This window comes from uncultured Stenotrophomonas sp. (assembly GCF_963519125.1).
GTDB lineage: Bacteria > Pseudomonadota > Gammaproteobacteria > Xanthomonadales > Xanthomonadaceae > Stenotrophomonas.
Genome location: NZ_CAUQLJ010000024.1, coordinates 16,097 through 37,923, shown reverse-complemented (window position 1 = coordinate 37,923; position 21,827 = coordinate 16,097). Strand labels below are relative to the sequence as shown.

The following is a 21,827-nucleotide window of genomic DNA, read 5'->3' as shown; positions in this document are numbered from 1 at the left end:
AAATTGAGACGAAACAGCAACTTGTGGATAAGCCTTGAACAAGTCTCTAAACATTGCTGCAAGCCCTTGATGTCCAAGGCGATTTCCCGTCCGCAAAACTGTTGACAACCCCATGACCGCTGCTAAGGTGGGCAACAGAGGAGAAACCGGGTTTTTTGTGGTTTTTCGTGGTTCAATGTTTCATCCGGGCGAAGGAAAGGTGCACGCGTCGTGTTTCAGGGCGAGACGGCCATCACAGTTGACGACAAAGGGCGCATGGCGGTTCCGACCGCGCATCGTGACCTGGTCGCGCGCGTGAGCAACAACCGGCTGGTCCTGACCTACAACCCCTTCGAGTCCGGCTGCCTGTGGCTGTACGCCGAGCAGGAGTGGGAGCGGGTCCGCGACGACGTCATGGCCAAGCCCAACACACAGCGCGTCGTGCGCCTGCTGCAACAGAAGCTGGTCGGTTCGGCCGCGCATCTGGAGCTGGACGGCAACGGTCGCATCAGTATTCCGGCCAGCCACCGTGGTGCCGTTGGCATTGAAAAGAAGGCGGTGTTGCTCGGCATGGGCGACAAATTCGAATTGTGGAGCGAGCAGGCTCATCGCGCATTGATCCAGCAGACGTTGTCTGACACGGATCTGGGCGACGGGTTGCTCGATTTGAAGTTGTGAGCCGGGGTGCCCGGGTGCGCGGAGGCGCGCAGACCGGTCACCTTCCGGTGTCGCAGTCGCCGGCGGGCCACCTGCCGGTCCTGTACACGCAGGTCCTGGATGGCCTGAAGGTGATCGAAAACGGAACGTATCTCGATGGCACGTTTGGTCGTGGCGGCCATGCCCGCGGCGTGCTCGAGCAACTCGGTCCCGGAGGCCGGCTGCTGGTCATGGACAAGGATCCCGAAGCGATTGCGGTAGCCGAGCGCGATTTCGCGCCGGACCCGCGCGTGGCGATCTTCCGTGGCAGCTTCGCCGACCTGCTGCACTGGAACGAAACCGCCGAGGGCCTGGACGGGGTGCTGTTCGACCTGGGCGTGTCCTCGCCGCAGCTGGACGTGGCCGAGCGCGGTTTCAGCTTCGGCAAGGACGGTCCGCTGGACATGCGCATGGACCCGGACAGCGGCGAAAGCGCGGCGCAGTGGCTCAACCGCGTGGAAGAGCGCGAGCTGATGGATGTGCTGTGGACCTACGGCGAAGAGCGCCAGGGCCGCCGCATTGCCCGTGCGATCATCGCGCGCCGCGACAAGCAGCCCTTCTCCCGCACCGCCGAACTGGCCGAGCTGATCGCCTCGGTGATGCCGCGTGGCAAGGACAAGATCCACCCGGCCACGCGCAGCTTCCAGGCCATCCGCATCCATATCAACCGCGAACTGGCCGACCTTGAAGCCGGCCTGGACGCGGCGATGGCGCGGCTCAAGCCCGGTGGCCGGCTGGCGGTGATCAGCTTCCATTCGCTGGAAGACCGCATCGTCAAGCAGTTCATGAACCGCCACGCCAAGGCGCCGCCGAGCAACCGCCGGCTGCCCGAGCTGGCCGCGTTCGTGCCGACGCTGGACCTGGTCGGCGGTGCCATCAAGGCCGAGGACGACGAGCTGGCGGTCAATCCGCGCTCGCGCAGCGCGGTGCTGCGCGTGGCCGAAAAGCGCGCGGTGGCTGCATGAGCCGCCTGCTGCTGGTCGTGCTGCTGGCCTGCACCATCGCCTCGGCGATCGGTGTGGTGTTCATGCGCCACCGTCACCGGCAGACCTTCGTCGAGCTGTCGCGCGTGGAGCGCGCCCGCGACGAACTGAACATTGAATTCGGCCGGCTGCAGCTGGAGCAGGCGACCCTGGCCGAAGCCACCCGCGTCGACCGCGTGGCCCGCGAGCGGCTGGGCATGAAGTTCCCGGAAGCGGCCGATGTCGTGGTGGTGCGGCCATGAACAAGACCGGCCGCAACCGTGCCCGCAACAGCTTCAACCTGCGCCAGCGCCTGAAGTGGGTCGGACTGGCGCTGGGCCTGTGCTCGGTCTCGCTGGTCGGCCGCGCGGCTTACGTGCAGCTGGTCAACAGCGACTTCTACCAGCGCCAGGGCGAAGCGCGTTACCTGCGCGAACTGCCGATCAACACCTCGCGCGGCATGATCACCGACCGCAATGGCGAACCGGTGGCGGTGTCGACCCCGGTCGCCTCGATCTGGGTCAATCCGCAGGAACTGATGCGCGCCCCGGACCGCATTCCGGAGCTGGCCACCGCGCTGGGCATGCCGCTGGATGAGCTCTCCACCAGGCTCAGCCAGAAGGCCGACAAGGAATTCATGTACCTGCGCCGCCGGATCAACCCGGACGATGCAGAGAAAGTGGTGGCACTGAAGATTCCGGGCGTGGCCTCGCAGCGCGAGTTCCGTCGCTTCTACCCGCAGGGTGAGGCGATGGCGCACGTGCTCGGCTTCACCAATATCGACGACCGCGGCCAGGAAGGGCTGGAGCTGGCCTTCGACGAATGGCTGCGCGGCAAGGCCGGCGCCAAGCGCGTGATCCGCAACCGCAAGGGCGACACCGTCGAAAGCGACCTGCTGCGCGCCGCGGAGCCGGGCAAGGACCTCACCCTCAGCATCGACCGCCGCATCCAGTTCCTGGCGTTCAAGGAGCTGCGCAACGCGCTGATCGAGAACAAGGCCGCTGGCGGTTCGATGGTGATCATGGACGTGGCCACCGGCGAAGTGCTGGCGATGGTCAACCTGCCGACCTACAACCCCAATTCGGTGGGCGGCGCCGCGCCCGATACCCGCCGCAACCGCGCGGTGACCGACCTGGTCGAACCCGGTTCGACCATGAAGCCGCTGACCATCGCCTCGGCGCTGCAGTCCGGCGTGGTCACCAAGGACACCACGGTCGACACCAACCCGGGCTACATGGCGATCGGTCGCTATACGATCAAGGACGTGCCGCGCAACAACGGCGTGCTCAACGTGACCGGCGTGATCACCCGCAGCTCGAACATCGGCGCGGCCAAGATCGCCGCGAAGATGCCCGACCAGGTGTTCTACGACCATGTGCACAGCTTCGGCTACGGCTCGTCGCCGCACAGCGGCTTCCCCGGCGAATCGGCCGGCGTGTTCCCGCGCCCGGCGCGCTGGAGCGGTTCGTCCAAGACCACCATGTCCTACGGCTACGGCCTGAACGTCACCCCGCTGCAGATCGCCACCGCATATTCGGCGCTGGGCAACGGCGGCAAGCTGATCGCCCCGACCTTCGTCAAGGGCCAGCGCAACGAAGGCAAGCAGATCATCGACGAGAACGTCGCCAAGGAAGTCGTGGCGATGATGGAAACCGTGGTCACCCAGGGCGGCGCCAAGCAGGCCGCGGTGCTGGGCTACCACGTGGCCGGCAAGACCGGTACCGCGCGCAAGGCAGGCCCCGGCGGCTACGAGCGTGGTCATTACAACGCGCTGTTCGCCGGCGTGGTGCCGGCCAGCAACCCGCGCTTCGCCACGGTGATCGTCATCAACGACCCGCAGGCCGGCAAGTACTACGGTGGCCTGGTCTCGGCGCCGGTGTTCCACAACGTCATGGAAGGCGCGCTGCGTCTGATGGACGTGCCGCCGGACGATATCGATTCCTGGCTGGCCGCGCAGCAGTCCGGGAAGATGGGCCACGCCGCTGCCTCGCTGCCGAGTCCGCCGCCGGCCGAGGCCGTGGTCGCCCCCGATGCCGCCGCCGAATTCGATGCCGCGCTGCCCAGCGCGCACGCCACGTTGCCGCCCGCGCAGGGAGGCACGCAATGAGCCAGATGATGTTGCTTTCGCAGTTGCTTCCCGATGTGGTGCTCAGCCACGACCCGTCGATCACCGGCCTGGTGCTGGACAGCCGCGCGGTACGCCCCGGTAACGCCTTCGTGGCAATTGCCGGTTTCGGCGCGCACGGGCTGGGCTTCGTCGACCAGGCGCGCGCCGCCGGTGCGGCCGCGATCCTGTTCGACCCGCCGGCCCCGGCCGAGCTGCCGGCGCCGGCCGACGCCATTGCCGTGCCGGGGCTGCGCCAGCGCATGGGCGGCATGGCCGACCAGTTCCATGGCCATCCGTCGCGCGCGATGACGATGGTCGGGGTGACCGGCACCAACGGCAAGACCTCCACCGTGCAGCTGCTGGCCCAGGCCTGGCACCTGCTTGGCACCGCCAGTGGCAGCATCGGCACGCTCGGCGTGGGCCTGTACGGCAACGTGGTGCCGACCGGCTTCACCACCCCGCTGGTGCTGCAGATGCATGAAGTGCTGGCGCAGCTGCGCGACCAGGGTGCGCGCGCGGTGGCGATGGAAGTCAGTTCGCACGCGCTCGACCAGGGCCGCGTGGATGCCGTGCACTACGACGTGGCGGTGTTCACCAACCTCACCCGCGACCATCTCGACTACCACGGCGACATGGCCCGGTACGGTGCGGCCAAGGCCAAGCTGTTCCACCGTGCCGGCCTGAAGGCGGCGGTGGTGAACCTGGACGACAGCTTCGGCAGCGAACTGCTGCGCACTGTCGACGCGGGCGTGCAGCAGATCGGGGTCAGCTCGCGCGGCGCGCAGCACGCCACCCTGCGTGCGGACTCGCTGCGCCTGGACGGCCGCGGCATCGCCTTCGACCTGGTGGTCGACGGCGCGCGCCACCCGGTGCAGTCGCCGCTGCTGGGCCGCTTCAACGTGGACAACCTGCTTTGCGTGGCCGGTGCGCTGTTCGCGCTGGGCCACGCACCGGCCGACCTCGCCGCGCTGCTGTCGCAGCTGCAGCCGATCGCCGGGCGCATGAACCGGCTCGGCGGCACGGACGGCCAGCCGACCGTGGTCATCGACTACGCGCACACCCCCGACGCGCTGGAACAGGCGCTGGACAGCCTGCATGGCCACCTGGCCGGGCGCCTGTTCTGCGTGTTCGGGTGCGGTGGCGAACGCGATACCGGCAAGCGCCCGCAGATGGCCGCCATCGCCGAGCGCCTGGCCAATGTCGTGATCGTCACCGACGACAACCCGCGCGGCGAAGACGGCGACGTCATCGTTGCCGACATCGTGGCCGGCCTGGCCAACCCCACCGCAGCCACCGTGCAGCGCGATCGCGCCGCAGCGATCGCCACGGCGATCGGCCAGGCGGGCGAGGGCGACATCGTGCTGATCGCCGGCAAGGGCCACGAGCCCTACCAGGAGATCTGCGGTGTGCAGTACCCGTTCAACGACACCGAGGTGGCGGCCCGCGTGCTGTCGCAGCGGCAGGAGGGCGCACGATGAAGCGCACCCCGCTGTCGCTGATCGCGCATTGGGCCGGTGGCGAGATCCATGGCGAAGACACCGCCATCGACGCCATCAGCAATGACACCCGCACCCTCGCACCGGGCAGCCTGTACGTGGCCCTGCGTGGCGAACGTTTCGACGGCCATGACTTCGCTGCCGACGCGGTTGCGCGCGGCGCCAGCGCGATGCTGGTCGAACGCCTGCTCGACGTCGCCGTCCCGCAGATCCTGGTCGGCGACAGCGAACATGCACTCGGGCGCATCGCGGCCGGCATGCAGCGCGACCGCAGCGCCGCGGTGTTCGCGATCACCGGCAGCAACGGTAAGACCAGCGTCAAGAGCCTGTTGCTGGCGATCCTGGAGCAGGTCGCGCGCGAACGTGGCGCGGTCGTCTACGCCAACCCGGGCAACCGCAACAATGAGATCGGCCTGCCGCTGGCGGTGATCGACGCCCCGGAAGACGCCGACTTCGCCATCTATGAGATGGGCGCGGGCAAGCCGGGCGACATCGCCTACCTGACCGACATCGCCCGCCCGCAATACGCGCTGGTCAACAACATCGCCCCGGCGCACCTGGAGCGGATGGGCAGCCTGCAGGGTGTGGCCAGCACCAAGGGTGCGATCTACGCCGCCCTGCCGGCCGACGGCGTGGCGGTGATCAATGCCGACGACGCCTTCGGCGCCTGGTTCGAACAGCACGTGGTTGGCCAACCGCCGCGCAGCCGTGTGCTGCGCTATGCGCTGGACCACAGTGCCGACGTCACGGCCCAGGCGATCCGGCCGACCGCCGACGGCAGCCAGTTCAACCTGGTCACCCCGACCGGCGCGGTCAGCATTGCGCTCGCCCTGCCGGGTCGCCACAACATCAGCAACGCTCTGGCCGCGGCCTCGCTGGCGCTGGCCGCCGGCATTGGCCTGGACAGCATCGCCGCCGGCCTGGCCCGTGCCGAACCGGTGCCGGGCCGCCAGATCGCGCACCGCCTGCCCAGCGGCGCGGTGCTGATCGACGACAGCTACAACGCCAACCCCGGTTCGCTGGCCGCCGCCATCGACGCGCTGGCCGCGTCGAAGGACGAAGCCTGGCTGGTGCTGGGCGACATGCGCGAACTCGGCCCGGATGGCGAGGCCCTGCACGCGCAGGCCGGTCGCCGTGCACGCGAGGCCGGGCTGAAGCGCCTGTACACCCTGGGCGCCCTGAGCGCTGCGGCATCGCAGGCGTTCGGCGAGGGCGGCCGCCACTTCCAGAGCCACGACGCGCTCGCCGCGGCGCTGGCCGACGAACTGCATGCTGGCGTGCGCTGCCTGGTCAAGGGCTCGCGCGGCAGCGCCATGGACAAGATTGTGAAAGCGCTGCTGGCGCGAGGAGAGGAAACCCCCCATGTTGCTTGAACTGGCTCGATGGCTGCAGCAGTTGGAGAGCCTGTTCGGCTTGTTCGGCTACCTGACCCTGCGCGGCATTCTCGCCGCGCTCACCGCGCTGTTCCTGTCGCTGTGGCTGGGCCCGGCGATGATCCGCAAGCTGGCCCAGTTCAAGGGCGGCCAGCCGATCCGTACCGACGGTCCGCAGACCCACTTCTCCAAGGCCGGCACGCCGACCATGGGCGGTTCGCTGATCCTGCTCACGATCACCCTGTCGGTGCTGCTGTGGGCCGACCTGCGCAATCGCTACGTGTGGGTGGTGCTGGCAGTGATGCTGTGCTTCGGCGCGATCGGCTGGTACGACGACTGGATCAAGATCGTGCGCCGCGATCCGAATGGCCTGAAGTCGCGCTGGAAGTACCTGCTGCAGTCGATCTTCGGCCTGGCCGCCGGCCTGTTCCTGTTCTACACCGCCGACGTGCCGGCGGCGCTGACCTTCTATATCCCGATGTTCAAGTCGGTGGCGCTGCCGCTGGCCGGGATCAGCTTCGTGGCCATCGCCTACTTCTGGATCGTCGGCTTCTCCAACGCGGTCAACCTGACCGACGGCCTGGACGGGCTGGCGATCATGCCGACCGTGCTGGTCGCCTGCGCGCTGGGCGTGTTCGCCTATGCCTCGGGCAACGTGGTGTTCTCCAACTACCTGCAGATCCCGCAGATTCCGGGCGCCGGTGAACTGGTCATCATCTGCGCGGCGATCGCCGGCGCGGGCCTGGGCTTCCTGTGGTTCAACACCTACCCGGCCATGGTGTTCATGGGCGACATCGGCGCGCTGGCGCTGGGTGCGGTGCTCGGCACCATCGCCGTGATCACCCGCCAGGAGCTGGTGCTGGTGATCATGGGCGGCGTGTTCGTGATCGAAACGCTGTCGGTGATGATCCAGGTCGCCTCGTTCAAGCTGACCGGCAAGCGCGTGTTCCGCATGGCGCCGATCCATCACCACTTCGAACTGAAGGGCTGGCCGGAGCCGCGCGTGATCGTGCGCTTCTGGATCATCTCCGTCGTGCTCGTGCTGATCGGCCTGGCTACGTTGAAGGTGCGCTGAGATGAACGACCTGTCCCGCCAGGCAACACGCCTTGAAGCCATCGAAGGCAGCTACGACAAGTGGCTGCTGGGCGCGATCATCGCGCTCACGGGCATTGGCGTGGTGATGGTGGCGTCCAGTTCGATCGCGCTGATGAGCAGCCCGTTCTATTACCTCAACCGCCACCTGATCTTCCTGGCGGTGGGCATCGTGCTGGCAGTCGTTGCCGCCCGCACTGAACTGAAGTCCATCGAGCAGTACAACCAGATGCTGCTGCTGGGCTGCTTCGTGCTGCTGCTGGCGGTGTTCGCACCGGGCCTGGGCAGCACGGTCAACGGCGCACGCCGCTGGATCAACCTGGGCATCTCCAAGTTCCAGACGGTGGAAGCGGTGAAGGTGCTCTACATCGTCTGGCTGTCCAGCTACCTGGTGCGCTTCCGCGACGAGGTCAACGCGACCTGGCCGGCGATGCTCAAGCCGTTGGGCGTGGCCGGTGCGCTGGTGCTGTTGCTGCTGCTGCAGCCGGACTTCGGTTCGTCCACCCTGCTGCTGGCGATCACCGCCGGCATGCTGGTGCTGGGCGGTGTGAACATGCCGCGCATGTCGATGCCGGTGATCATCGGCCTGGTCGGCATGAGTGCGCTGGCGATCATCGAGCCGTACCGCATGCGCCGCATCACCTCCTTCCTGGACCCGTGGGCCGACCAGCAGGGCGACGGCTATCAGCTGTCCAACGCGCTGATGGCGGTGGGCCGTGGCGAGTGGACCGGCGTCGGCCTGGGCAACTCGGTGCAGAAGCTGTACTACCTGCCTGAAGCGCACACCGACTTCATCTTCTCGGTCACCGCCGAGGAATTCGGCTTCCTGGGCACCTGCGTGATCGTGGCGCTGTACGCGCTGCTGGTCGGCCGCACCTTCTGGCTGGGCATGCGCTGCGTGGAAATGAAGCGCCACTTCTCCGGCTATATCGCCTTCGGCATCGGCCTGTGGATCAGCATGCAGACCTTCGTCTCGATCGGCGTGAACCTGGGCATCCTGCCGACCAAGGGCCTGACCCTGCCACTGATCTCGTCGGGTGGCTCGAGCATCCTGATGACCTGCGTGGCGATGGGCCTGCTGCTGCGCGTGTCCTATGAACTGGACCGGGCCGAGCGCCGCCAGGCAGTGCGCATGGGCGCCGCCGACCTGGACGAGGCAGCGCCGACCGAAGCGCCGGCCAGTGCGAGCGCCAGCGCAGTGGCGGCGGCGATGCAGGAGCGCGACCCGCGCGCCGCGTCGCAGCGCGACAGCGCCCCGCGGGGCACCAGCCGCATGCAGCAGCGCATTGAGCCGACCCTGGGGAGGATGGGATGAACGCCCCGACTTCGCAGCGCCCGGTGATGATCATGGCCGGCGGCACCGGCGGGCACATCTTCCCCGGCCTGGCCGTGGCCCGGGTGCTGCGTGCGCGTGGCATTCCGGTGACCTGGCTGGGCAGCGACGGCGGCATGGAGACCCGGCTGGTGCCGCAGCACGACATCCATATCGACACGCTGGCGATCAGCGGCCTGCGCGGCAAGGGCAAGCTGGCCCTGCTGACCGCACCCGGGCGCCTGCTGCGCGCGGTGCGCTCGGCCGGCTTCCTGATCCGCGACCGCCAGCCGCGGGCGGTGATCGCCTTCGGCGGCTTCGCCTCCGGTCCCGGTGGCCTGGCCGCGCGCCTGCACGGCCTGCCGCTGCTGGTGCACGAACAGAACCGCGCGCCGGGCCTGACCAATCGCGTGCTGTCGCGCTTCGCGCGGCGCCTGCTGACCGGCTTCCCGGGCAGCTTCGCGCAGCGCGAGGAAGCGGTCGGCAATCCGGTCCGCGCCGAAATCGCCGCGATCGCCGCACCCGAACAGCGCCTGGCCGACCGCCAGGGTCCGCTGCGGCTGCTGGTGCTCGGTGGCAGCCAGGGCGCACGCGCGCTGAACAACGCAGTGCCGCAGGCACTGGCCGCGCTGGGCGACAGCGTGCCCGCGCAGGTGCGCCATCAGAGCGGCGAAAAGCTGCATGCCGAAGCGCTGAAGGCTTACCAGGACGCGGCTGTCAGCGCGCAGGTGGAACCGTTCATCGCCGACATGGCCGAGGCCTTCGCCTGGGCCGACCTGGTGGTGTGCCGTTCCGGTGCCTCCACGCTGGCCGAGCTGTGCGCGGTCGGCGTGGGCAGCGTGCTGGTGCCGTTTGCCGCTGCGGTCGACGACCACCAGACCCGCAACGCCGAATACCTGGTCGAGCGTGGCGCGGCCGTGCTGCTGAAGCAGGACGACACGCTCGCCCCTGCACTGCAGGACGTGCTGCGCGACCTCGCCACACATCCCGGCCGCCGCATGCAGATGGCCGTGGCCGCGCGTGCGCTGGCCAAGGTCGATGCCGCAGAGCGCATCGCCGACATCATCCTTGAGGAATGCAAATGAACACCGCACTGCGAGGCCGGGCATGATCCGCCGCCTTCACGACACCAATGACCTGGTGCGCGCCTTCCCGCGCGTGCACTTCGTCGGCATTGGCGGCACCGGCATGAGCGGCATCGCCGAAGTGATGCTGACCCTGGGCTATGAAGTGTCCGGCTCGGACAATGCCGACAACGCCGCGACCCGTCGCCTGGCCAGCCTGGGTGCGCGCGTGATGCGCGGCCACTCGGCGGCCAACGTGCTCGGTACCGACTGCGTGGTGGTGTCCAGCGCAATCCGCGATGACAATCCGGAATTGATGGAAGCGCGCAGCCAGCGCATTCCGATCATGCAGCGCGCGGCGATGCTGGCCGAACTGATGCGCTTCCGCCGCGGTATCGCGGTGGCCGGTACCCACGGCAAGACCACCACCACCAGCCTCACCGCAGCGGTGCTGAGCGAAGGCGGGCTGGATCCGACCTTCGTGATCGGCGGACAGCTGCTGGCGGCCGGCGCCAACGCCAAGCTCGGCGGCGGCCAGTGGCTGGTGGCCGAGGCCGACGAAAGCGACGGCAGCTTCCTGCGCCTGAACCCGCTGGTCTCGATCATCACCAACATCGATGCCGACCACCTGGAGAATTACGGCAACGACTTCGGTCGCGTGCAGGCCGCCTTCGCCGAATTCCTGCAGCGCCTGCCGTTCTACGGCCTGGCCGTGCTGTGCATCGACGACCCGGAAGTGGCCGCGCTGGCTGCGCAGACGCCGCGCCACGTGATGAGCTACGGCATGAGCAGCCACGCCGACGTGCGCGCCGAAGACGTGGTCCAGGACGGCCCGCGCATGCGCTTCACGCTGCGCCTGCCGGAGGGCAGCAGCTACCCGGTGACGCTGGCACTGCCGGGCGCGCACAACGTGCTCAATGCCCTGGCCGCTGCCGCAGTGGGCTGGCAGCTGGGCGTGGCGCCGGACGCCATCGCGCGCGCGCTGGAAAGCTTCGCCGGCATCGGCCGCCGCTTCAATGACCTGGGCATCGTCACCACGAAGACCGGTGCCAAGGTGCGGGTGATCGACGACTACGGCCACCATCCGCGCGAGCTGGCAGCGGTGTTTGCCGCCGCCCGTGGCGGCTGGCCGGACCAGCGCCTGGTCGTGGCCTTCCAGCCGCACCGCTACAGCCGTACCCGCGACCAGTTCGACGCGTTCGCCGCGGTGCTGTCCGAAGTGGACGCGCTGGTCCTGAGCGAGGTCTACCCGGCCGGTGAAGCACCGATCCCCGGTGCCGATTCGCGTTCGCTGGCCCGCGCCATCCGCGCGCGCGGCCGCAGCGAACCGGTCGTGGTCGGCCAGGCGTCGGAGCTGCAGAACGTGCTGCCCGACGTCCTGCAGGACGGCGACCTGCTGCTGATGATGGGCGCCGGCGATATCGGCCACGTCGCCCATCTGGTGTCCACTGAAGGTTTTGGCGAGGGTCCGACCGAATGAGCACGCTCGTCTTCCCGCCGCTGCGCGTCACCGACCCGGCCCTGTTCGGCCGCGTCGCCGTGCTGCTGGGCGGCACCTCCAGCGAACGCGAAGTCTCGCTGGATTCCGGTCGCAACGTGATCGAGGCGCTGCGCGCGCGCGGCGTCAACGCGATCGCCGTGGACGGCATCCCGGCGCTGACCCTGGCGCTGGTCGAGAAGCGCTTCGACCGCGTCTTCAACATCCTGCACGGCCACAACGGTGGCGGTGAGGACGGCATCGTGCAGGGGCTGATGGAAGCCTTCGGCGTGCCGTACACCGGTTCGGACGTGCTCGGTTCGGCGCTGGGCATGGACAAGATCCGTACCAAGCAGGTCTGGCTGTCGCTGGGCCTGCCGACCCCGCAGTACCGGAAGGTCACTGCGGAAACCGTGCATGCGCAGGCGGCCGAGCTCGGCCTGCCGGTGGTGGTCAAGCCGGCCAACGAAGGCTCCAGCGTGGGCATCAGCCGGGTCACCGACGAAGCCGGCCTGGACGAGGCGGTGGCCCTGGCCGCGCGCTACGACGGCCAGCTGCTGATGGAGCAGATGGTGGTCGGCGATGAACTCACCGTGGGCATCCTCGGCGACCAGGCGCTGCCGTCGATCCGGATCGTGCCCAAGGGCCAGTGGTACGACTACAACGCCAAGTACCTTGCCGACGACACGCAGTACCTGTGCCCGGGCCTGGACGGCGATGACGAAGCCGAGATCCGCCGCATCGCGCTGGAGGCGTTCCGCGCCGCCGGCTGCCGCGGCTGGGGCCGCGTCGATGTGATGCGCGACCGCGCCAGCGGCCGCTTCTACCTGCTCGAAGTGAACACCGCGCCGGGCATGACCAGCCATTCGCTGGTGCCGAAGGCGGCCGGGCAGGCCGGCATCGGCTTTGAAGAGCTGGTCTGGCGCGTGCTCGAACAGACCGTGGAGAGCGCCCACGCATGAACGCGGCGCTGCGCATCTTCGTCTGGTTGCTGGCCCTGTCGCTGGTAGCGCTGCCCGTGGTGGCGGTGCTCAACGGCTGGGTTGGTGCCGAACGCTGGCCGCTGGCCAAGCTGCGCGTGCACGGCGAGTTCAAGCGTGTCCCGGCCGAACAGCTGCAGCAGGTGGTGCTGCCGTATGCGCGCTCGGGCTTCTTCGCGGTGAAGCTGCAGGACGCCCAGGACGCGATCGAAACGCTGCCGTGGGTAGAGAGCGCACAGGTCCGCAAGCAGTGGCCGGACGTGCTGGAAATCACCCTGGTCGAGCACAAGCCGTTCGCGCGCTGGGGCAAGGACCGGCTGTTGTCCGAGCAGGGCAAGCTGTTCGCCACCCCGCAGAAGCTGCAGGACCTGAAGCTGCCCGACCTGGACGGCCCGGACACCCAGACCCAGGAAGTGGTCGCGCTGTACAACGACGCGCGCGCGCTGTTCGCACCGGCCGGGGTCGACGTGACCCGGGTCAGCATGGACGCGCGCGGCAGCTGGTCGCTGCAGTTGAGCAACGGCACCGAATTGGTGGTCGGTCGCGATGACGCGCGCTCGCGCCTGCAGCGCTTCGTGCGCGTGCTGCCGCAGCTGGCCAACCAGCAGGTGCCGATCGAACGCGCCGACCTCCGCTATACCAATGGTTTCACGCTGAGCTGGGGTACCCCGGCCGCGGCCGCGCCGGCCAATGTGGCGCACAGCACGCAGGACAGGACATGAATCGCAAGGGTGACAAATCGCTGATCGTCGGCTTGGACATCGGCACCTCCAAGGTGGTCGCGCTGGTCGGCGAGTACTCGCCGGGCAATCCGATCGAGGTGATCGGCATCGGCTCGCATGAGTCGCGCGGACTCAAGCGCGGCGTGGTGGTGGACATCGAATCGACCGTACAGTCGATCCAGCGCGCGGTCGAAGAGGCCGAGCTGATGGCCGGCTGCGAGATCCGCTCGGTGTATGCCTCGATCTCCGGCAACCACGTGCAGTGCAAGAACTCGCCGGGGATCGTGCCGATCCGCGACGGCGAAGTGACCTGGGGCGACCTCGACCGCGTGCTGGATGCGGCCAAGGCGGTGGCGATCCCGGCCGACCAGAAGATCCTGCATGCGATCCCGCGCGAATACGTGCTGGACGACTCGCAGGAAGGCATCCGCAACCCGGTCGGCATGACCGGCGTGCGCCTGGAGGTGCACGCGCACCTGGTGGTGTGCGCGCAGTCGGCCGCGGCCAACATCAGCAAGTGCGTGCAGCGCTGCGGCCTGCAGGTGGACGATCTGGTGCTGTCCTCGCTGGCCTCCAGCGTGGCGGTGCTGACCGCCGACGAGCGCGAGCTGGGCGTGGTGCTGGTCGACATGGGCGCTGGCACCACCGACATCGCGGTGTTCGTGCAGGGTGCGATCTGCCACACCGCCTCGCTGCCGATCGCTGGCGACCACGTGACCAACGACATCGCGCACATGCTGCGCACGCCGACCCCGGAAGCCGAGCAGATCAAGGTGCGCTACGCCTGCGCCCTGGCCCAGCTGGCCACCGCCGAGGAAAGCATCCAGGTGCCGTCGGTGGGCGACCGCCCGCCGCGTCGCATGCCGCGCCACTCGCTGGCGCAGGCGGTGCAGGGTCGTTACGAGGAGATCTTCGAGATGGTGCAGGCCGAACTGCGCCGCTCCGGCTTCGAGGAACTGGTGCGCGCCGGCATGGTGCTGACCGGTGGCGCTTCGAAGATGGAAGGCGTGGTCGAGCTGGCCGAGGAAATGCTGCAGATGCCGGTGCGCGTGGGCATTCCGCAGCACGTCACCGGCCTCGGCGAAGTGGTGGGCAACCCGGTGCATGCCACCGGCGTGGGCCTGCTGCTGATGGGCAGCCAGATCGAGCATCCGCGCCGGCCGTCGCTGCCGACCGGGCGCGCTGGAAGCATGTTCAAGAAACTCAAGACCTGGTTCCGCGGCGAGTTCTGACGCGGAACCCGTAATACTGGGCCTGGCCCGGTCGCAGTACCCGCAGTACCCGCATCACAACGCAACACCGGCAACACACAACCCACACAGCCGCAACGTTGGCATGCAGCAGGACGGCAGGACGCCCGAATGCCCATGCCAGCCAAAGCGGATACAACGAGGACACGGACATGGCGCATTTTGAACTGATCGAAAAGATGGCACCCAATGCGGTGATCAAGGTGGTTGGCGTGGGCGGCGGCGGCGGCAATGCCGTGGCGCACATGGTCAACTCGGCGGTGGATGGCGTGGAATTCATCACCGCCAACACCGACTCGCAGGCCATCAAGAATTGTGGTGCCAAGCTGCAGCTGCAGCTGGGTACCAACGTGACCAAGGGCCTGGGCGCAGGCGCGAATCCGGAAGTCGGCCGCCAGGCCGCGCTGGAAGACCGTGAGCGCATCATGGACGCGCTGCAGGGCGCGGACATGGTCTTCATCACCGCCGGCATGGGCGGTGGCACCGGCACCGGCGCGGCACCGGTGGTGGCACAGCTGGCCAAGGAAATGGGCATCCTGACCGTGGCCGTGGTCACCAAGCCGTTCCCGTTCGAAGGCCGTCGCCGCATGCAGGTGGCGCTGAAGGGCATCGAGGAACTGAGCCAGCACTGCGACTCGCTGATCACCATCCCGAACGAGAAGCTGATCACCGTGCTGGGCCGCAACGCGACCATGATTCAGGCCTTCCGTGCCGCCAACGACGTGCTGCAGGGCGCCGTGCAGGGCATTGCCGACCTGATCGTGCGTCCGGGCCTGATCAACGTCGACTTCGCCGACGTGCGCACCGTCATGTCCGAAATGGGCCTGGCGATGATGGGTACCGGCACCGCCCGTGGTGATGACCGTGCCCAGGCCGCTGCCGAAGCCGCGATCCAGAACCCGCTGCTGGACGATGTGAACCTGGCCGGTGCCAACGGCATCCTGGTCAACATCACCGCCGGCGCCGACTTCACCATGGCCGAGTTCGACGAGATCGGCCGCACCATCGACGGCTTCGCCTCCGAAGACGCCACCGTGGTGGTCGGCACCGTGCTGGATCCGGACATGCAGGACGAGGTCCGCGTGACCGTGGTCGCCACCGGCCTGAACCGGGTCGCCGCGTCCAAGGCCCAGCGTCCGGGCGAGCGCGCACCGATCAAGCTGGTCCGCAACGCCACCACCGGCCAGCCGGAGTTCGGCGAGTTCGACAACGGCGGCGACGCCGTTTCCAAGGCCGTGGGCGGCATGGGCCTGGGCCTGCGTCGTCCCAGCGCCGACACCGTGGGTGCTTCGGCACCGGCGTCGTCGGGTCCGGCCACGGCTGAACTGCCCAACGATTACCTGGACATTCCGGCGTTCCTGCGCCGCCAGGCGGACTGAGGATCGCCAGCCGGGGTCTTGTCCTCCCCGGTGAGCGCCTCCATGTCCCTTGCTGCCGGGCCAGGATGGGCCCGGCAGTCTGCCGCCTCCGGTTCAGAAAGGAGTCGCGGTAGTGCGTGTTATTCTTGTTTGTCATTGCCGCGCTGACTGCGCGCTACCCGGTTACCCCCATGATCCCCCAGCGCACCCTCAAGAACACGATCCGCGCCACTGGCGTTGGCCTGCACAGCGGTGACAAGGTCTACATGACCCTGCGCCCGGCGCCGGTCAATCACGGCATCGTGTTCCGGCGCGTGGACCTGGACCCGGTAGTGGAAGTGCCCGCCCGTGCCGACCTGGTCACCGAAGTGACCCTGTGCACCGGGCTGACCTGCAACGACGCCAAGATCCAGACCGTCGAACACCTGATGTCGGCCCTGGCCGGCCTGGGTGTGGACAACATCATCGTGGAACTGTCCTCGGCCGAGCTGCCGATCATGGACGGTTCCTCCGGCCCGTTCGTGTTCCTGCTGCAGTCGGCAGGCATCGCCGAACAGGACGCGCCGAAGCGTTTCATCCGCATTCTCAAGACGGTGGAAGTCACCGACGGCGACAAGGTCGCCCGCTTCGAGCCCTATGAAGGCTACAAGCTCGGCTTCACCATCCAGTTCGACCACCCGATGATCCCGGCCAAGCAGTCGCGCGCCGAGATCGAGTTCTCCACCGCGGCCTATACCAAGGAAATCTCCCGCGCGCGCACCTTTGGCTTCATGCGCGACCTGGAGTACATGCGCGAGCGCAACCTCGGCCTGGGCGGTTCGATGGACAACGCCATCGTGCTCGACGAATTCCGCGTGCTCAACGACGACGGCCTGCGTTACGCCGACGAGTTCGTGCGCCACAAGATCCTCGACGCGATCGGCGACCTGTACCTGGCTGGTGGCCAGGTGCTGGGCGCCTACGAAGGCTTCAAATCCGGCCACGCGCTCAACAACAAGCTGGTGCGCGCCCTGCTGGCCGACGCCACTGCCTGGGAGTGGGTCAGCTACGAGGCCCCCAGCAGCGACGTCCCGGTCGTATATGGCGTGCCTGCCTACGCGTAAGTGGTTGAAAGTATTGAAATGCGAACGGCGCCTGGGGCGCCGTTCTGCATTCCGGCGCAACGCCGGGATGTGATGTTGATGTCAATGAACCGTCTACGTACCGTGGTCACATTTTTGTGAACCCGATCGCGTTTCCGGCCAACTTTAACGTTTATTTAATAAAAGAATAACGACTGGTCGACCCAGCGCGGCTACGATGGCCGCCGGCTCCCTGCCAGATTCACACCTTTGTGACGACGACGGGGAAGGGGCGGGACGCCCCGATGCCTGCGGGTCGTGGATCAGTCCACGTCCTTCAGACAAGCCAACGCGTCGCGTAGCCCTTTGTGCGTGGCGGCTGAAACTGCGTGGGGGCCATTCCTGTTGTCGATCGCTGGGGAGCGTGGAGGAGGGGCAGCCGCGGTTTTGACGGTCACCTTGGTGACCTTCAGCCCGATGGAACGGGCCGCGTCGATCAGCTGTGCTTCGGCAAGCCGGACCTTGGCATGCCACACGGCGGAGTCGACGACAAAAATGAGGTGTTCGCCGTTTACATTCGCCAGCCGGCAACGGGTGGCCAGGGTAGGCGGCAGATGGGGGCGCAACTGACGGTCCAGCGCGTCGAGCCACAAGGCACGACGCAGCGGGTTGCTGGTTTTGCCATCCATGACTGCATCCAGCGCCGGTTTCGGTGTTGTTGCAGGACGGGCACTGGATTTCGGCTCAGACATGAAAACTCACTGATGGCATTCAAAAAGATCGTAATCAAAACGCGTGAAGGACAGGCCAAATCGTCGCCCATCGCGCGTTTGCGGTTCTATTTCGAGGACCGCCCCCGCGCCCTGCTGGGCAGCGTGCTCGGGGTAGGCTGCATTATCGGCCTTGCTGGCGGCATTGGCGCCAGCGCGCTGAATGATTCCCGGCTGCAGGCCAAGGTCGAGCGCCAGGATGCGGAGTTGGCCAAGGTCAAGCGCGATGCGCAGACCCAGGTCAACGCGCTGGCGGCCCGCCTCGGCGAGCTGCAGGCCCAGGCCACCCGCCTCAACGCCCTCGGCGAACGGCTGACCCAGATGGGCAAGCTGGAAGACGGCGAGTTCGACTTCAACGAGACCCCCGGTCTCGGTGACGGTGACGCAGGCGGCCCGACCAGCGACATCCCGGTCAAGGACGTCAACGCCGACTTACAGGTGCTGGAGCAGCGCTTCGCTGCTTCAGGCCGCCAGTTGTCGGTAATGGAATCACTGATGTTCGACCACCAGCTGCAGCAGAACGCCGTGCCCTCGCGCATGCCGATCCGCAACAGCTATGTGACCTCTGGTTTCGGCACCCGTGCCGACCCGTTCGGCCGCGGTGCCGCCACCCACAAGGGCATGGACTTCCACGCCAAGGTCGGTGACCCGGTGATGGCCGTGGCCGAAGGCGTGGTCAGCTTCTCCGGCGTCAAGGGCGGCTACGGCAACGTGGTCGACGTCGACCACGGTAACGGCTACGTCACCCGCTATGCGCACAATTCGCGCCTGGTGGTGAAGGTCGGCGACCTGGTCCGTGCCGGGCAGGAAGTGGCCAAGGCCGGTTCCACCGGTCGTTCGACCGGCGCCCACGTGCACTTCGAGGTGTGGGAGAACGGAAACGTGGTCAACCCGCGCAAGTTCCTCGGCGACGGCGGCAACACGCCGGTCGGCCGCGTCAGCCGCGGCTGATCCCCGGTCCGGGGGCGGATCCCATTCGCCGTGGCGAAAGGGATCCGACCCCGCATTCGTGTTTCTTTGCCGAATCCGGGGCGATCGCGACCGGATCGACGCTTGAAACCTCAGCCGGCCGTCCCAAGCTACAATGGGTGTTGCCATCGACAGGGCGCCAGGCGCCCTGTTTCGTTTGCGGCGGACGGATCCCAAGGGGGAGGCCGGGCGTCGTGTCCATCCAACCCGGTTCCTTCAATGATCAACAGCCTGCTTACCCGCGTATTTGGCAGTCGTAACGAACGACAGCTGCGCCAGCTCAACCGCATCGTCGCCAAGATCAATGCGCTGGAGCCGGAGATCGAGAAGCTTTCCGACGAGCAGCTTCAGGCCAAGACGCCGGAGTTCAAGCAGCGCATCGCCGATGGTGAAGCCCTGGACAAGGTGCTGCCGGAAGCGTTCGCGGTCTGCCGCGAAGCCGGTCGCCGCGTGCTGGGCATGCGCCACTACGATGTGCAGCTGATCGGCGGCATGGTGCTTCACCTGGGCAAGATCGCAGAAATGCGCACCGGTGAAGGCAAGACCCTGGTGGCGACCCTGCCGGTGTACCTCAACGCGCTGGAAGGCAAGGGCGTGCACGTGGTCACCGTGAACGACTACCTGGCGCGCCGTGACGCCGCGCAGATGGGCAAGCTGTACAACTGGCTGGGCCTGAGCGTGGGCGTGGTGTACCCGGGCATGCCGCACAGCGACAAGCGCGAAGCCTACGCCTCGGACATCACCTACGGCACCAACAACGAATTCGGTTTCGACTACCTGCGCGACAACATGGCGCTGTCCAAGGCCGACCGCTACCAGCGCGGCCTGCACTACGCCATCGTCGACGAAGTCGACTCCATCCTGATCGACGAAGCGCGTACCCCGCTGATCATCTCCGGCCCGGCCGATGATTCCCCGGAGCTGTACATCCGCGTCAACCGCGTCGTGCCGAACCTGGTCAAGCAGGAAGTGGAAGACGGCGAAGGCGACTTCTGGGTCGACGAGAAGGGCAAGCAGGTGCACCTGTCCGAAGCGGGCATGGAGCACGCCGAGCAGCTGCTGGTCGAGGCCGGCATCCTCGACGGCGAGACCGAAGGCCTGTACGCGCCGCAGAACCTGACCGTGGTCCACCACCTCAACGCCGCACTGCGCGCGCACGCGATCTACCAGCGTGACGTGGACTACATCGTGCGCGATGGCGAAGTGGTCATCGTCGACGAGTTCACCGGCCGCACCCTGTCCGGCCGCCGCTGGTCCGATGGCCTGCACCAGGCCGTGGAAGCGAAGGAAGGCGTGCCGGTCCAGCGCGAGAACCAGACGCTGGCGAGCATCACCTTCCAGAACCTGTTCCGCATGTACAAGAAGCTGTCCGGCATGACCGGTACGGCCGATACCGAAGCCTTCGAGTTCCAGAGCATCTACGGCCTGGAAGTGGTGGTGATTCCGACCAACCGCCCAACCATCCGCAAGGACAGCCCGGACCAGGTGTTCCTCAACCGCAAGGGCAAGTTCAATGCGGTGCTGGCCGACATCGAAGAGTGCGCCAAGCGCGGCCAGCCGGTGCTGGTGGGTACCACCTCGATCGAAACCTCGGAAATGCTGTCCGAGCACCTGCGCAAGGCGGGCGTGAAGCACGAAGTGCTCAACGCCAAGCAGCATGATCGCGAAGCGACCATCGTCGCCAATGCCGGCCGTCCGGCGGCCGTGACCATTGCCACCAACATGGCCGGCCGTGGTACCGACATCGTTCTGGGCGGTTCGCTGGAAGCGGAAATCCACGAGCTGGGCGAAGGTGCCACCGACGAGCAGAAGGCCGCGGTCAAGGCCGAATGGCAGAAGCGCCACGAGGCCGTCAAGGCTGCCGGCGGCCTGCACATCGTCGGTACCGAACGCCATGAATCGCGCCGTATCGACAACCAGCTGCGTGGCCGTTCGGGCCGCCAGGGTGACCCGGGTTCGTCCCGCTTCTACCTGTCGCTGGAAGACAACCTGATGCGCATCTTCGCCTCTGACTGGGTGCAGAAGGCCATGCGCATGATGGGCATGAAGGAAGACGACGTCATCGAAGACCGCCTGGTCAGCCGCCAGATCGAGAAGGCGCAGCGCAAGGTCGAGGCCCACAACTTCGACATCCGCAAGAACCTGCTGGACTTCGACGACGTCAACAACGACCAGCGCAAGGTCATCTATTCGCAGCGCGATGAACTGCTCGACGCCGAGTCGGTGAAGGACAACGTCGACGGCATCCGCGGCGACGTGATCTTCGACATCGTGGCGCGCTTCGTGCCGCCGAACTCGATCGACGAACAGTGGGACCTGCCGGGCCTTGAGGCCACCCTGGCCTCGGACCTGGGCCTGCAGATGGACGTCACCGGCCTGCTCAAGCAGCACGAGGAGCTCGACGCCGAAGCCATCGCCAACAAGGTGCAGGCGCGCGTGGACGAGCACTTCGAGCAGAAGGAAGCCGGCGTCGGCGAAGAGACCATGCGCGCGCTGGAAAAGCACGTCATGCTGACCGTGCTCGACCAGAGCTGGAAGGAACACCTGGCCCGCATGGACTACCTGCGCCAGGGCATCTACCTGCGTGGTTACGCGCAGAAGCAGCCCAAGCAGGAGTACAAGAAGGAAGCCTTCGAGCTGTTCTCGGAAATGCTCGAGAACGTCAAGCGCGAAGTGGTGACCCTGCTGGCGCGCGTGCGCATCCGCAGCGAAGAGGAAGTGGCGGCACTGGAAGCGGCCGAACGCCAGCAGGCCGAAGCGCGCCTGCTGCAGTCGCAGTTCCAGCACCAGAACGTGGGCGGCTACGGCGCCGACGAAGAAGCGGCCGAGGTGGAAGCGCAGCGCAATGGCGTGGCGCAGGTCTCCCGCGACGAACCGAAGGTGGGACGCAATGATCCGTGTCCCTGCGGCAGTGGCAAGAAGTACAAGCACTGCCACGGTCAGCTGACCTGATGAAGAAAGCCCCGCGAAAGCGGGGTTTTTTTTTGATGACGCAGCGGTTTTGTGATCTGCACCACGCAACAGCCGGTTTCAGAAAAAACTGACACGCAGTGGCGGGGCAGCCCCACAAGCGTGTCAGATGCGACCGACGGGCTCGAATGAGACATGCATCTATCGTTTTAGCCCCTGTTGCGATCGCGTTGCATTCGCGACAGGCC

The 21,827-nt window shown here is 67.2% G+C and carries 17 protein-coding genes and 1 pseudogene; 17 read left to right on the top strand and 1 reads right to left on the bottom strand.

What is annotated here, in order from left to right; genetic code table 11:
* Positions 1–210 precede the first annotated feature (210 nt).
* From mraZ to lpxC, 15 genes and pseudogenes are all read left to right on the top strand, one after another.
* Positions 211–657, top strand: coding sequence for a division/cell wall cluster transcriptional repressor MraZ (mraZ, locus tag RYM47_RS16850; RefSeq protein ID WP_070207774.1), 447 nt, complete (start codon positions 211–213; stop codon positions 655–657).
* 14 nt (positions 658–671) lie between these two features.
* On the top strand, positions 672–1,640 hold the full coding sequence (gene rsmH / locus RYM47_RS16845) for a 16S rRNA (cytosine(1402)-N(4))-methyltransferase RsmH (RefSeq protein ID WP_315389415.1): 969 nt from the start codon (positions 672–674) through the stop codon (positions 1,638–1,640).
* Positions 1,637–1,900: a cell division protein FtsL gene (gene ftsL / locus RYM47_RS16840; RefSeq protein ID WP_068849221.1), complete on the top strand. Its 264-nt coding sequence runs from the start codon at positions 1,637–1,639 to the stop codon at positions 1,898–1,900. The genes rsmH and ftsL overlap by 4 nt, the downstream gene beginning before the upstream one ends.
* Positions 1,897–3,744 (top strand): penicillin-binding transpeptidase domain-containing protein, encoded by a 1,848-nt coding sequence (locus RYM47_RS16835; RefSeq protein ID WP_315389386.1) that lies wholly within the window; start codon positions 1,897–1,899, stop codon positions 3,742–3,744. Before ftsL ends, RYM47_RS16835 begins: the two co-directional genes overlap by 4 nt.
* Complete coding sequence (locus RYM47_RS16830) at positions 3,741–5,222, top strand: UDP-N-acetylmuramoyl-L-alanyl-D-glutamate--2,6-diaminopimelate ligase (protein WP_315389385.1); 1,482 nt, start codon at positions 3,741–3,743, stop codon at positions 5,220–5,222. Before RYM47_RS16835 ends, RYM47_RS16830 begins: the two co-directional genes overlap by 4 nt.
* On the top strand, positions 5,219–6,613 hold the full coding sequence (gene murF / locus RYM47_RS16825) for a UDP-N-acetylmuramoyl-tripeptide--D-alanyl-D-alanine ligase (RefSeq protein WP_315389384.1): 1,395 nt from the start codon (positions 5,219–5,221) through the stop codon (positions 6,611–6,613). Before RYM47_RS16830 ends, murF begins: the two co-directional genes overlap by 4 nt.
* Positions 6,603–7,688, top strand: a complete 1,086-nt coding sequence (gene mraY, locus RYM47_RS16820; protein WP_068849228.1) for a phospho-N-acetylmuramoyl-pentapeptide-transferase — start codon at positions 6,603–6,605, stop codon at positions 7,686–7,688. Before murF ends, mraY begins: the two co-directional genes overlap by 11 nt.
* Position 7,689: 1 nt before the next feature.
* Complete coding sequence (gene ftsW, locus RYM47_RS16815) at positions 7,690–9,021, top strand: putative lipid II flippase FtsW (protein WP_315389382.1); 1,332 nt, start codon at positions 7,690–7,692, stop codon at positions 9,019–9,021.
* On the top strand, positions 9,018–10,103 hold the full coding sequence (murG, locus tag RYM47_RS16810) for an undecaprenyldiphospho-muramoylpentapeptide beta-N-acetylglucosaminyltransferase (RefSeq protein ID WP_315389381.1): 1,086 nt from the start codon (positions 9,018–9,020) through the stop codon (positions 10,101–10,103). The genes ftsW and murG overlap by 4 nt, the downstream gene beginning before the upstream one ends.
* A gap of 22 nt (positions 10,104–10,125) precedes the next feature.
* On the top strand, positions 10,126–11,562 hold the full coding sequence (murC, locus tag RYM47_RS16805; RefSeq protein ID WP_315389379.1) for a UDP-N-acetylmuramate--L-alanine ligase: 1,437 nt from the start codon (positions 10,126–10,128) through the stop codon (positions 11,560–11,562).
* Positions 11,559–12,521 (top strand): D-alanine--D-alanine ligase, encoded by a 963-nt coding sequence (locus tag RYM47_RS16800; RefSeq protein ID WP_315389377.1) that lies wholly within the window; start codon positions 11,559–11,561, stop codon positions 12,519–12,521. The genes murC and RYM47_RS16800 overlap by 4 nt, the downstream gene beginning before the upstream one ends.
* A pseudogene (locus RYM47_RS16795) lies at positions 12,518–13,195 on the top strand (cell division protein FtsQ/DivIB); the annotation flags it as partial. The gene RYM47_RS16800 and the pseudogene RYM47_RS16795, both read left to right, overlap by 4 nt.
* Before the next feature lie 62 nt (positions 13,196–13,257).
* Positions 13,258–14,493 (top strand): cell division protein FtsA, encoded by a 1,236-nt coding sequence (gene ftsA, locus RYM47_RS16790; protein WP_005408083.1) that lies wholly within the window; start codon positions 13,258–13,260, stop codon positions 14,491–14,493.
* Between the two features lie 170 nt (positions 14,494–14,663).
* A complete protein-coding gene (ftsZ, locus tag RYM47_RS16785) occupies positions 14,664–15,890 on the top strand; it encodes a cell division protein FtsZ (RefSeq protein WP_315389369.1) in 1,227 nt (408 codons plus the stop codon).
* 170 nt (positions 15,891–16,060) lie between these two features.
* The gene (lpxC, locus tag RYM47_RS16780; protein ID WP_315389413.1) at positions 16,061–16,972 is read left to right on the top strand and encodes a UDP-3-O-acyl-N-acetylglucosamine deacetylase; all 912 of its coding nucleotides are present in this window, start codon (positions 16,061–16,063) and stop codon (positions 16,970–16,972) included.
* A 281-nt stretch (positions 16,973–17,253) separates the two neighbouring features.
* On the opposite strand, the gene RYM47_RS16775 is transcribed toward lpxC, so the two are convergent.
* A complete protein-coding gene (locus tag RYM47_RS16775; protein WP_315389367.1) occupies positions 17,254–17,682 on the bottom strand; it encodes a DUF721 domain-containing protein in 429 nt (142 codons plus the stop codon).
* Positions 17,683–17,694: 12 nt separating this feature from the next.
* Between RYM47_RS16775 and RYM47_RS16770 the strand changes: the two genes are divergently transcribed.
* The gene (locus RYM47_RS16770; protein WP_049435611.1) at positions 17,695–18,651 is read left to right on the top strand and encodes a M23 family metallopeptidase; all 957 of its coding nucleotides are present in this window, start codon (positions 17,695–17,697) and stop codon (positions 18,649–18,651) included.
* Positions 18,652–18,888: 237 nt separating this feature from the next.
* The gene (gene secA / locus RYM47_RS16765; protein ID WP_315389365.1) at positions 18,889–21,621 is read left to right on the top strand and encodes a preprotein translocase subunit SecA; all 2,733 of its coding nucleotides are present in this window, start codon (positions 18,889–18,891) and stop codon (positions 21,619–21,621) included.
* Positions 21,622–21,827: the final 206 nt, after the last annotated feature.

Excerpts from the sequence above, each read along its gene's own strand:
- ftsL (WP_068849221.1), top strand. The coding sequence starts at position 1,637 with ATGAGCCGCCTGCTGCTGGTCGTGCTGCTGGCCTGCACCATCGCCTCG.
- RYM47_RS16835 (WP_315389386.1), top strand. The coding sequence starts at position 1,897 with ATGAACAAGACCGGCCGCAACCGTGCCCGCAACAGCTTCAACCTGCGC.
- RYM47_RS16830 (WP_315389385.1), top strand. The coding sequence starts at position 3,741 with ATGAGCCAGATGATGTTGCTTTCGCAGTTGCTTCCCGATGTGGTGCTC.
- murF (WP_315389384.1), top strand. The coding sequence starts at position 5,219 with ATGAAGCGCACCCCGCTGTCGCTGATCGCGCATTGGGCCGGTGGCGAG.
- mraY (WP_068849228.1), top strand. The coding sequence starts at position 6,603 with ATGTTGCTTGAACTGGCTCGATGGCTGCAGCAGTTGGAGAGCCTGTTC.
- ftsW (WP_315389382.1), top strand. The coding sequence starts at position 7,690 with ATGAACGACCTGTCCCGCCAGGCAACACGCCTTGAAGCCATCGAAGGC.
- murG (WP_315389381.1), top strand. The coding sequence starts at position 9,018 with ATGAACGCCCCGACTTCGCAGCGCCCGGTGATGATCATGGCCGGCGGC.
- murC (WP_315389379.1), top strand. The coding sequence starts at position 10,126 with ATGATCCGCCGCCTTCACGACACCAATGACCTGGTGCGCGCCTTCCCG.
- RYM47_RS16800 (WP_315389377.1), top strand. The coding sequence starts at position 11,559 with ATGAGCACGCTCGTCTTCCCGCCGCTGCGCGTCACCGACCCGGCCCTG.
- ftsA (WP_005408083.1), top strand. The coding sequence starts at position 13,258 with ATGAATCGCAAGGGTGACAAATCGCTGATCGTCGGCTTGGACATCGGC.
- ftsZ (WP_315389369.1), top strand. The coding sequence starts at position 14,664 with ATGGCGCATTTTGAACTGATCGAAAAGATGGCACCCAATGCGGTGATC.
- lpxC (WP_315389413.1), top strand. The coding sequence starts at position 16,061 with ATGATCCCCCAGCGCACCCTCAAGAACACGATCCGCGCCACTGGCGTT.
- RYM47_RS16775 (WP_315389367.1), bottom strand. The coding sequence starts at position 17,682 with ATGTCTGAGCCGAAATCCAGTGCCCGTCCTGCAACAACACCGAAACCG.
- RYM47_RS16770 (WP_049435611.1), top strand. The coding sequence starts at position 17,695 with ATGGCATTCAAAAAGATCGTAATCAAAACGCGTGAAGGACAGGCCAAA.
- secA (WP_315389365.1), top strand. The coding sequence starts at position 18,889 with ATGATCAACAGCCTGCTTACCCGCGTATTTGGCAGTCGTAACGAACGA.